At 63.5% G+C, this 10,920-nt stretch carries 10 protein-coding genes; 9 read left to right on the forward strand and 1 reads right to left on the reverse strand.

What is annotated here, in order from left to right:
* Nucleotides 1-3 precede the first annotated feature (3 nt).
* The 9 genes from murD to lpxC all read left to right on the forward strand — a co-directional run bounded on the left by murD (nt 4) and on the right by lpxC (nt 10,447).
* Entirely contained in the window at nt 4-1,350 is a 1,347-nt protein-coding gene (murD, locus tag BLX42_RS15310) for a UDP-N-acetylmuramoyl-L-alanine--D-glutamate ligase (RefSeq protein WP_161872108.1), read from the forward strand.
* On the forward strand, nt 1,347-2,561 hold the full coding sequence (ftsW, locus tag BLX42_RS15315; RefSeq protein ID WP_046784852.1) for a putative lipid II flippase FtsW: 1,215 nt from the start codon (nt 1,347-1,349) through the stop codon (nt 2,559-2,561). Before murD ends, ftsW begins: the two co-directional genes overlap by 4 nt.
* A complete protein-coding gene (gene murG, locus BLX42_RS15320) occupies nt 2,551-3,630 on the forward strand; it encodes an undecaprenyldiphospho-muramoylpentapeptide beta-N-acetylglucosaminyltransferase (RefSeq protein ID WP_119688321.1) in 1,080 nt (359 codons plus the stop codon). Before ftsW ends, murG begins: the two co-directional genes overlap by 11 nt.
* Entirely contained in the window at nt 3,623-5,071 is a 1,449-nt protein-coding gene (murC, locus tag BLX42_RS15325; protein ID WP_046784854.1) for a UDP-N-acetylmuramate--L-alanine ligase, read from the forward strand. The genes murG and murC overlap by 8 nt, the downstream gene beginning before the upstream one ends.
* Nucleotides 5,068-6,024: a D-alanine--D-alanine ligase gene (locus BLX42_RS15330; protein WP_046784855.1), complete on the forward strand. Its 957-nt coding sequence runs from the start codon at nt 5,068-5,070 to the stop codon at nt 6,022-6,024. Before murC ends, BLX42_RS15330 begins: the two co-directional genes overlap by 4 nt.
* Nucleotides 6,025-6,030: 6 nt before the next feature.
* Nucleotides 6,031-6,900, forward strand: coding sequence for a cell division protein FtsQ/DivIB (locus BLX42_RS15335; protein ID WP_012312871.1), 870 nt, complete (start codon nt 6,031-6,033; stop codon nt 6,898-6,900).
* A 14-nt stretch (nt 6,901-6,914) separates the two neighbouring features.
* Nucleotides 6,915-8,171 (forward strand): cell division protein FtsA, encoded by a 1,257-nt coding sequence (gene ftsA / locus BLX42_RS15340; protein WP_012312872.1) that lies wholly within the window; start codon nt 6,915-6,917, stop codon nt 8,169-8,171.
* 55 nt (nt 8,172-8,226) lie between these two features.
* Nucleotides 8,227-9,423, forward strand: coding sequence for a cell division protein FtsZ (ftsZ, locus tag BLX42_RS15345; protein ID WP_003251871.1), 1,197 nt, complete (start codon nt 8,227-8,229; stop codon nt 9,421-9,423).
* A 112-nt stretch (nt 9,424-9,535) separates the two neighbouring features.
* Entirely contained in the window at nt 9,536-10,447 is a 912-nt protein-coding gene (lpxC, locus tag BLX42_RS15350; protein WP_039603495.1) for a UDP-3-O-acyl-N-acetylglucosamine deacetylase, read from the forward strand.
* A gap of 75 nt (nt 10,448-10,522) precedes the next feature.
* Here lpxC and BLX42_RS15355 read toward each other — a convergent pair whose 3' ends face one another.
* Nucleotides 10,523-10,918 carry a DUF721 domain-containing protein gene (locus tag BLX42_RS15355; protein WP_256672003.1) on the reverse strand — a complete coding sequence of 132 codons (396 nt, stop codon included), beginning with the start codon at nt 10,916-10,918 and terminating at the stop codon, nt 10,523-10,525.
* Nucleotides 10,919-10,920 lie beyond the last annotated feature (2 nt).

Raw genomic sequence — 10,920 nt, forward strand, 5'->3', positions numbered from 1 at the left:
AGCGTGTCACTGATCGCTTCCGACCAATTCCGCATCGTTGTCGGCCTCGGCAAGAGCGGCATGTCCCTGGTTCGCTTCCTGGCGAACCAGGGCATTGCCTTTGCGGTCGCCGACACCCGCGAGCAACCGCCGGAACTGGACACCCTGCGCCGTGATTACCCGCAGGTGGAAGTACGCTGTGGTGAACTGGACGTGGACTTCCTGTGCCGCGCCAACGAGTTGTATGTGAGCCCAGGCCTGGCACTGGCCACGCCGGCCCTGCAGCAGGCGGCGGCGCGTGGCGTGAAGCTGTCCGGTGACATCGAACTGTTCGCCCGCCATGCCAAGGCGCCGATCGTGGCGATCAGTGGCTCCAATGCGAAAAGCACGGTAACCACCCTGGTCGGCGAGATGGCCGCCAAGGCCGGCAAGCGCGTGGCCGTCGGCGGCAACCTGGGTACACCGGCCCTGGACCTGCTCAGTGATGATGTCGAGTTGTATGTCATGGAGCTGTCGAGCTTCCAGCTGGAAACCACCGACCAGCTCAATGCCGAAGTTGCTACCGTGCTGAACATCAGCGAAGACCACATGGACCGCTACAGCGGCCTGCCGGCCTATCACCTGGCCAAGCACCGGATATTCCGTGGCGCCCGCCAAGTGGTGGTGAACCGCCAGGATGCCCTGAGCCGGCCGTTGCCGGTCGAAAATCGCCCGTGCTGGAGCTTTGGCCTGAATCAGCCGGACTTCAAGGCCTTCGGCTTGCGTGAAGTCGAGGGCGAGAAGTATCTGGCTTTCGAGTTCCAGGCACTGATGCCGGTCCGTGACCTGAAAATTCGGGGTGCCCACAACCAGAGCAACGCCCTGGCGGCCCTGGCCCTCGGGCATGCCGCCGGTCTGCCGTTCGAGCCGATGCTCGAAGCCCTGCGCGAATTCGGCGGCCTGGCCCATCGTTGCCAATGGGTGCGTGCGCGCAACGGTGTGAGCTGGTACGACGATTCCAAGGCGACCAACGTCGGTGCTGCCCTGGCCGCCATCGAAGGCCTGGGCGCGGATATCGACGGCAAGCTGGTGCTGATCGCCGGCGGCGACGGCAAGGGTGCCGATTTTGCCGCCCTGCGTGAGCCGGTGGCACGTTTTTGCCGCGCCGTTGTGTTGCTCGGCCGTGATGCCGAACGCCTGGCCGAGGCGCTAGGTGATGCCGTGCCGCTGGTGCGGGTCAAGACGCTGGACGAGGCCGTGCAGCAATGCGCCGAGCTGGCCCTGCCGGGTGACGCCGTGTTGCTGTCGCCGGCGTGCGCCAGCCTCGACATGTTCAAGAACTTTGAAGAACGCGGGCGGCTGTTCGCCCAGGCGGCGGGAGGGCTGGCATGATCTTCGGCATCCTCAAGCCGTACCCGTCGCCGCTTATCAGCGGCCGTGGCATCGACCTCGACTTCGCCTTCCTGGCCGGCTGCCTGGCGCTACTCGGCCTGGGCCTGGTGATGATCACCTCGGCGTCGTCGGAGGTGGCCGCAGTACAGTCAGGCAACCCGCTGTACCACATGTTCCGCCATCTGGTTTACGTGGCCATTGGCCTGGTCGCCTGTGGTGCGACCCTGCTGGTGCCGATCGCCACGTGGCAGCGCATGGGCTTCATGATGCTGGTTGGCGCCTTTGGCCTGCTGGTACTGGTGCTGGTGCCTGGCATCGGTCGGGAAGTGAACGGCTCGATGCGCTGGATCGGCTTCAGCTTCTTCAACGTCCAGCCTTCGGAGATCGCCAAGGTCTTCGTGGTCATTTATCTCGCCGGCTACCTGGTACGTCGGCAGACCGAAGTGCGCGAAAGCTGGATGGGCTTTTTCAAACCGTTCATCGTGCTGCTGCCGATGGCCGGCCTGCTGCTGATGGAGCCGGACTTCGGTGCCACCGTGGTCATGATGGGCGCTGCCGCAGCCATGCTGTTCCTCGGCGGCGTAGGGTTGTTCCGCTTCAGCCTGATGGTGGTGCTGGCGGTGGTCGCAGTGTTCGTGCTGGTGCAGGCGCAGCCCTACCGGATGGCGCGCCTGATCACTTTTACCGACCCCTGGTCCGACCAGTTCGGCTCTGGTTACCAGTTGACCCAGGCATTGATCGCCTTCGGCCGCGGCGAGTGGCTGGGCGTAGGGCTGGGCAACAGTGTGCAAAAGCAGTTCTATCTGCCTGAAGCGCACACCGACTTCGTGTTCTCGGTACTCGCCGAGGAGTTGGGCGTGGTCGGTTCGCTGGTGACCATCGCGCTGTTCGTATTCGTGACCGTGCGCGCCCTCTACATCGGCCTGTGGGCCGAGAAGGCCAAGCAGTACTTTGCCGCCTACATGGCATTTGGCCTGGCGTTCCTGTGGATTGGCCAGTTCCTGATCAACATTGGCGTGAACGTCGGCTTGCTGCCGACCAAGGGCCTGACCTTGCCCTTCCTCAGTTACGGGGGCAGCTCCCTGGTGATCTGCTGTGCCTGCGTCGGCTTGTTGCTGCGTATCGAATGGGAAAGCCGCACGCACCTGGGCAGCGAGGAACACGAATTCAGCGAAAGCGATTTTGCCGAGGAGACCAGTCATGGCCGCTGACGGCAAAAACGTACTGATCATGGCGGGTGGCACCGGAGGCCATGTGTTCCCGGCCCTGGCCTGCGCACGTGAGTTCCAGGCGCGCGGCTATACCGTGCACTGGCTGGGCACCCCCCGTGGCATCGAGAATGAGCTGGTCCCCCAGGCCGGCCTGGCGCTGCACCTGATCCAGGTCAGCGGCTTGCGTGGCAAGGGCAAGCTGTCGCTGCTCAAGGCACCGTTTACCCTGGTCAAGGCCGTGCTCCAGGCGCGGCGTATCATTGGCCAGCTCAAGCCGGTCTGCGTGATCGGCTTCGGTGGCTATGTGACCGGCCCTGGCGGCGTCGCCGCGCGTCTGTGCGGTGTGCCGCTGGTGATTCACGAACAGAACGCCCGCGCCGGTACCGCCAATCGCCTGCTGGTGCCGTTGTCGGCGCGTGTCTGCGAGGCTTTCCCAGGCACGTTTGAAGCTGGCGAAAAGCTGCGTACCACCGGCAATCCGGTGCGCCCTGAGCTGTTCATGGATGCGCAGCGTGCGCCCTTGGGCGAGCGCCGTGCCCGCCTGTTGGTCATGGGTGGCAGCCTGGGTGCGGAACCATTGAACAAATTGTTGCCTAAGGCCCTGTCCGAGGTGCCCGCTGACCTGCGGCCCGAGGTGTTCCATCAGGCCGGCAAGCACCACGCGCCGATCACCGCCGAGCGTTATCAAGAGGCGGGTGTCGAGGCTCAGGTAGAGCCGTTCATCAAGGACATGGCCCACGCCTATGGCTGGGCCGACCTGGTGGTGTGCCGGGCCGGTGCCCTGACCGTCAGCGAGCTCGCGGCGGCCGGCCTGCCTTCGATGCTGGTGCCTTTGCCCCATGCCATCGACGACCACCAGACCCATAACGCCCAATATCTGGCTCGGGAAGGCGCCGCCTTCCTCATGCCACAAGCGACAACTGGCGCAGCGCAACTCGCTGAACGCCTGAACGAGGTGCTGATGCAACCCGAGAAACTCAACACCATGGCACGCACCGCACGGGGCCTTGCCAAACCTTCCGCAACCAGCACCGTGGTCGATATCTGCCTGGAGGTGGCCCATGGTTGAAAGCCAGAAAGCCATGCCCCAGCCGAAGATGGGCCGTATTCATCGTATCCACTTCGTCGGTATCGGCGGCGTGGGCATGTGCGGTATTGCCGAAGTGCTGCTGAACCTGGGCTATGAAGTGTCCGGCTCCGACCTCAAGGTGTCGCCGGTTACCCAGCGCCTGGAGTCGTTCGGTGCCGAGATCTTCGTTGGCCACCGTGCCGAAAACGCCGCCAATGCCGATGTACTGGTGGTGTCCAGCGCCATCAACCCGGCCAACCCGGAAGTCGCCACTGCGCTTGAACGGCGCATTCCCGTGGTGCCGCGTGCCGAAATGCTCGCTGAGCTGATGCGCTACCGCCATGGTGTGGCGGTTGCCGGTACCCATGGCAAAACCACCACCACCAGCCTGCTGGCCTCGGTATTTGCCGCCGGTGGCCTGGACCCGACGTTCGTCATCGGTGGCCGCCTGACCGCTGCCGGCACCAATGCGCAGTTGGGAACCAGCCGTTACCTGATCGCCGAAGCCGACGAAAGCGACGCCAGCTTCCTGCACCTGCAGCCGATGGTTGCTGTGGTCACCAACATCGACGCCGACCACATGGCCACCTACGAGGGTGACTTCAACAAACTGAAGAAAACCTTCGTCGAGTTCCTGCACAACCTGCCGTTCTACGGCCTGGCCGTGATGTGCCTGGACGACCCGGTGGTGCGTGAGATCCTGCCGCAGGTCAAGCGCCCGACCGTGACCTACGGTTTCAGCGAAGAGGCCGACATCCGCGCGATCAACGTCAGCCAGAAGGGCATGCAGACCCACTTCACCGTGCTGCGCCGTGATCGTGAGCCGCTGGAAGTGTCGGTCAACATGCCGGGTAACCACAACGTGCTCAATGCCCTGGCCACCATCGCCATCGCCACCGACGAAGGCATCAGCGACGAAGCCATCGTGCAGGGGCTTTCGGGCTTCCAGGGTGTCGGTCGACGCTTCCAGGTGTACGGCGAACTGCCGGTTGAAGGCGGCAGCGTGATGCTGGTCGACGACTACGGCCACCACCCGACCGAAGTGGCGGCGGTGATCAAGGCTGTACGCGGTGGCTGGCCAAGCCGTCGCCTGGTTATCGTCTACCAGCCACACCGTTACAGCCGCACCCGTGACCTGTACGACGATTTCGTGCAGGTGCTGGGCGATGCCAACGTGCTGCTGCTGATGGAGGTGTACCCGGCCGGTGAAGAGCCGATACCCGGTGCCGACAGCCGTCAGCTGTGCCACAGCATCCGCCAGCGCGGCAAGCTGGACCCGATCTACATCGAACGCGGCGCCGAGCTGGCACCGCTGGTCAAGCCGCTGCTGCGTGCCGGTGACATCCTGCTGTGCCAGGGTGCCGGCGATGTCGGTGGCCTGGCCCCGCAATTGATGAAAAGCCCGCTGTTCGCTGGCGCCAAGCAGGAGAAGTCGAAATGACCAGCGCCTACGAGAAACTGCATTCGACCCTGGACGTCAACGCGTTCGGTCGTGTCGCTGTACTGTACGGCGGCAAGAGCGCCGAGCGTGAAGTCTCGCTCAAGTCGGGCGCTGCCGTGATCGAGGCGCTGCGCAGCGCCGGTGTCGACGTGGTCGCCATCGACGTGGGCGACGACCTGCTGGCCCGCCTGCAAAGCGAGAAGATCGACCGTGCCTTCATCATCCTGCACGGCCGCGGCGGTGAGGATGGCAGCATGCAAGGCCTGCTGGAGTGCCTGGGCATTCCCTACACCGGCAGTGGCATCCTCGCCTCGGCCCTGGCCATGGACAAGCTGCGGACCAAGCAGGTATGGCAAAGCCTGGGCATTCCGACCCCGCGTCATGCTGTGCTGGCCAGCGAAGAAGATTGTGTTGTAGCCGGTACGGAACTGGGCTTCCCGCTGATCGTCAAACCTGCCCATGAAGGCTCTAGCATCGGCATGGCCAAGGTGAACAGCGAGCAGGAACTGGTCGCTGCCTGGCAAGACGCCGCCAAATACGATTCTCAGGTGCTGGTCGAGCAATGGATTCACGGCCCGGAGTTCACCATTGCCGTTCTGCGTGGCCAGGTGCTGCCGCCGATCGCCCTGGGCACTCCGCACGTGTTCTACGACTACGACGCCAAGTACATCGCCAATGACACCCAGTACCGCATTCCGTGCGGGCTGGACAGTGCCAAGGAGCAGGAGCTTATCGACCTGACCGCGCGCGCCTGCGATGCCATCGGCATTGAAGGCTGGGGCCGTCTGGACGTGATGCAGGACGAGCAGGGCCGGTTCTGGCTGCTCGAAGTAAACACCGCACCGGGCATGACTGATCATAGCCTGGTGCCCATGGCGGCCCGCGCGGCCGGTCTGGACTTCCAGCAACTGGTGCTGGCGATCCTGGCCGACAGCGTAGCGACGCGAGGTTAACAAACCATGCAAGGCGCAATGATACGTCAGCAGCAACCCGTTACCGGCCGTAGCAAGCCGGTGCCGCGTGGTGCCAGCCGACTGGTGGCCGACGAGCCCGTATCGGCGCGCCTGCCGCGGCCCAGCCTGGGCGGCCTCAAGCGCCTGCTGTGGCCGGTGTTGCTGGTGGCCGCAGGCTTTGGCGCCTACGAGGGCGCCATTCGCCTGATGCCGTACGCCGACCGGCCGATCACCAAGATCGACGTGCAGGGCGACCTCAGTTACATCAGTCAGCAGTCGGTGCAGCAGCGGATCGCGCCATACGTGGCAGCGAGTTTCTTCAGCGTCGACCTCACGGCGATGCGAGCCGAGCTCGAGCAGATGCCATGGATCGCCCACGCCGAAGTACGCCGGGTTTGGCCGGACGAGGTGGTGATTCGCCTGGAAGAACAGTTGCCGGTGGCACGCTGGGGTGAGGAAGCCTTGCTCAACAACCAGGGCCAGGCCTTCACCCCGCGCGAGCTGGCCAACTACGAGCATCTGCCACAGTTGGCCGGGCCGCAGCGTGCCCAGCAGCAAGTCATGCAGCAGTATCAGGTTTTGAGCCAGATGCTGCGCCCCTTGGGCTTTTCCATCGCTCGCCTGGAGCTGCGCGAGCGTGGCAGCTGGTTCCTGACCACCGGTGCGGGCAGCACCGGGCAGGGCGTCGAGCTGCTGCTGGGGCGCGATCATCTGGTGGAGAAGATGCGCCGTTTCATTGCCATTTACGACAAGACACTCAAAGAGCAGATCACCAACATCGCCCGCATTGATCTGCGTTATTCCAACGGACTTGCCGTTGGTTGGCGGGAACCGAACGCACCGACGACGGCCCAACCCGCCGTTGCGAAGAATTAGAGAGAGGCAGGACCATGGCAAACGCGCATAGCGGCAAAATGATCGTCGGGCTGGACATTGGCACCTCCAAGGTGGTGGCGCTGGTGGGTGAAGTTGGCGAAGACGGTACCCTGGAGATCGTCGGGATCGGTACTCACCCTTCCCGCGGCCTGAAGAAGGGCGTGGTGGTGAACATCGAGTCCACCGTGCAGTCGATCCAGCGCGCAGTGGAAGAAGCGCAGCTGATGGCTGGCTGCCGCATCCACTCGGCGTTCGTCGGCGTGGCCGGCAACCATATCCGCAGCCTGAACTCCCACGGCATCGTCGCCATTCGCGACCGCGAGGTCAGCCTTGCCGACCTCGAGCGTGTGCTTGACGCTGCCCAGGCCGTGGCCATTCCGGCTGACCAGCGCGTGCTGCACACCCTGCCGCAGGACTACGTGATCGATAACCAGGAAGGTGTGCGCGAGCCGCTGGGCATGTCTGGCGTGCGCCTGGAAGCCAAGGTTCACGTGGTCACTTGCGCGGTCAACGCGGCGCAGAACATCGAGAAGTGCGTGCGCCGTTGTGGCCTGGAAATCGACGACATCATCCTCGAGCAACTGGCCTCGGCCTACTCGGTGCTGACCGACGATGAGAAAGAGCTCGGTGTGTGCCTGGTGGACATCGGCGGCGGCACCACCGACATCGCCATCTTCACCGAAGGCGCGATCCGTCACACTGCGGTCATCCCGATTGCCGGCGACCAGGTCACCAACGACATCGCCATGGCCCTGCGTACACCCACCCAGTACGCCGAGGAAATCAAGATCCGTTACGCCTGCGCCTTGGCCAAACTGGCCGGCGCCGGCGAGACCATCAAGGTGCCGAGCGTGGGCGACCGCCCACCGCGCGAACTGTCGCGCCAGGCCCTGGCCGAGGTGGTAGAGCCCCGTTACGACGAGCTTTTCACGCTGATCCAGGCCGAGCTGCGCCGCAGCGGTTACGAGGACCTGGTGCCGGCCGGCATCGTCCTCACCGGCGGCACCGCGAAGATGGAAGGCGCCGTGGAACTGGCCGAAGAAATCTTCCACATGCCGGTACGCCTGGGCGTACCGCACAGCGTTCGGGGGCTGAGCGACGTGGTGCGCAACCCGATCTATTCCACCGGCGTGGGCTTGCTCGCTTACGGCCTGCAGAAGCAGTCCGAAGACTTGCCCCTGACCGGTAACAGCAGCAGCAACAGCTATGGCGATGAACCGAAGGCCCCAGTGCTTGAGCGCTTCAAGCGGTGGGTTCAGGGCAACTTCTAAGTTTCAAAGCAGTAGTGGTAGGCGCGACAACTAGAGAACTGAAAGGAGAGGGAAAATGTTCGAGCTCGTAGACAACGTCCCGCAAAGCCCGGTCATCAAGGTGATCGGTGTCGGCGGTGGCGGCGGCAACGCCGTCAACCACATGGTGAAAAGCAGCATCGAAGGCGTCGAGTTCATCTGCGCCAACACCGATGCTCAGGCGCTGAAAAACATCGGCGCGCGCACCATCCTGCAACTGGGTACCGGGGTCACCAAAGGCCTTGGTGCCGGTGCCAATCCGGAAGTCGGCCGTCAGGCTGCTCTGGAAGACCGTGAGCGCATCGCCGAGGTGCTGCAGGGCACCAACATGGTGTTCATCACCACCGGCATGGGCGGCGGTACCGGTACCGGTGCAGCGCCGATCATCGCCGAAGTGGCGAAGGAAATGGGCATTCTCACGGTTGCCGTGGTAACCCGTCCGTTCCCGTTCGAAGGTCGCAAACGTATGCAGATCGCCGATGAAGGCATCCGCATGCTGGCCGAGAGCGTCGACTCGCTGATCACCATTCCCAACGAGAAGCTGCTGACCATCCTGGGCAAGGATGCCAGCCTGCTGTCCGCCTTTGCCAAGGCTGACGATGTACTGGCCGGTGCCGTTCGCGGTATTTCCGACATCATCAAGCGCCCTGGCATGATCAACGTCGACTTCGCCGACGTGCGCACCGTGATGGGCGAGATGGGCATGGCGATGATGGGTACTGGTTGCGCCAGCGGCCCGAACCGTGCTCGCGAAGCCACCGAGGCGGCAATCCGCAACCCGCTGCTCGAAGACGTCAACCTGCAGGGCGCCCGCGGCATCCTGGTGAACATCACCGCAGGCCCTGACCTGTCGCTGGGCGAGTACTCCGATGTGGGTAGCATCATCGAAGCCTTCGCCTCCGACCACGCGATGGTCAAGGTGGGCACCGTGATCGACCCGGACATGCGCGATGAGTTGCACGTGACCGTGGTGGCCACCGGCCTGGGCGCGCGTATCGAGAAGCCGGTCAAGGTGGTCGACAACACCCTGCAGACTGCCCAGCAGGCGTACGAGGCCTCCAACCCGGCCCCTGTTCGTCAGGAGCAGCCAGCGGTCAACTACCGTGACCTGGAGCGTCCGACCGTGATGCGCAACCAGGCCCACGCAGGCGCTGCCGCAGCAGCTAAACTCAACCCTCAGGATGACTTGGACTACCTGGATATCCCGGCCTTCCTGCGTCGTCAGGCCGATTAATGGAATTTATCAGGGGTATAAGGGTGATTGGTGTTCAGCAAAGGCCGGGTCTGTTATCATCCTCAGCCTTTGTTGATACCTGTTCGCAATTTGCGCTGAAGCGGCCAATGCCATGATTAGACAACGCACCCTGAAGAATACCATCCGTGCCACAGGCGTCGGCCTGCACTCCGGGGAGAAGGTCTATCTGACCCTCAAGCCTGCGCCTGTCGATACCGGCATCGTCTTCCGTCGCGCCGACCTCGACCCTGTGGTCGAGATCCCGGCACGTGCGGCCAACGTCGGTGAGACCACCATGTCCACCACGCTGGTCAACGGTGACGTCAAGGTCGATACCGTCGAGCACCTGCTTTCCGCCATGGCGGGGTTGGGCATCGATAACGCCTACGTCGAGCTCTCCGCCTCGGAAGTTCCGATCATGGATGGCAGCGCCGGTCCCTTCGTATTCCTGATTCAGTCTGCCGGCCTGGAAGAGCAGGACGCAGCCAAGAAGTTCATCCGCATCCTGCGTGAAGTGACAGTGGAGGAGGGCGACAAGCGCGCTACCTTCCTGCCTTTCGAAGGCTTCAAGGTGAGCTTCGAGATCGACTTCGATCACCCGGTCCTCAAGGGCCAGACCCAGAGCGCCGTCGTCGACTTCTCCAGCACTTCGTTCGTCAAGGAAGTCAGCCGCGCCCGTACTTTCGGCTTCATGCGTGACATCGAGTACCTGCGCAAGCACAACCTTGCGCTGGGTGGCAGTGTCGAGAACGCCATCGTTGTCGATGAGACCGGTGTCCTTAACGAAGACGGCCTTCGCTCCGAAGACGAGTTCGTCAAGCACAAGATCCTCGACGCCATCGGCGACCTTTACCTGCTGGGCAACAGCCTGATTGGCGAGTTCAAGGGCTACAAGTCCGGGCACGCGCTGAACAACCAGCTGCTGCGCAAGCTGATCAATGAGACCGATGCCTGGGAAGTGGTCACTTTCGAAGATGCCAGTACGGCACCGATCTCTTATATGCGCCCTGTTGCGGCCGTGTAAGTTCGAACACTCTCTCTAGTGATTAAGGCCACCTTCGGGTGGCCTTTTTTATGGGTTGTGCTCAGGCCTGCTGACTCAACCCTTGCCCTTGGCGTGACTGGCCAGGCGTTCCAGTGCTTCACGCAGCTTGGGGTCGGTGATGCCTTCGGCGGAACCCCGAATGCCTTCGGCGGCATTGGTCGACAGCTCGGTCATGTTACCGCCGCGCTTGGCCGGAACCAGCGGCGGCTGCACCTTGTAAAGGATGCGCTGAAGGTTGCCGAACGCTTCCAGCGCCTGCAGCTGACGCATCAGGCGCTTCTGCTGATAGCGCAGGCGGGTGGCCCAGTGCCCGTCCGTGACCACCAGCAGCAGCGTGCCGTCGCGCCACGAAGCCACGTGGCAGTGCTCGCGGGCTGCCGGTTGCAACTGGCTTTCCAGCAGGCGCTGCAGGTGCGCCAGGCGTTCGGCCTGGTTCAGCAACAGGCGCAGCG

The sequence above is a fragment of the Pseudomonas sp. SG-MS2 genome (genome assembly GCF_009933855.1).
Taxonomy (GTDB): Bacteria; Pseudomonadota; Gammaproteobacteria; order Pseudomonadales; family Pseudomonadaceae; genus Aquipseudomonas; species Aquipseudomonas putida_E.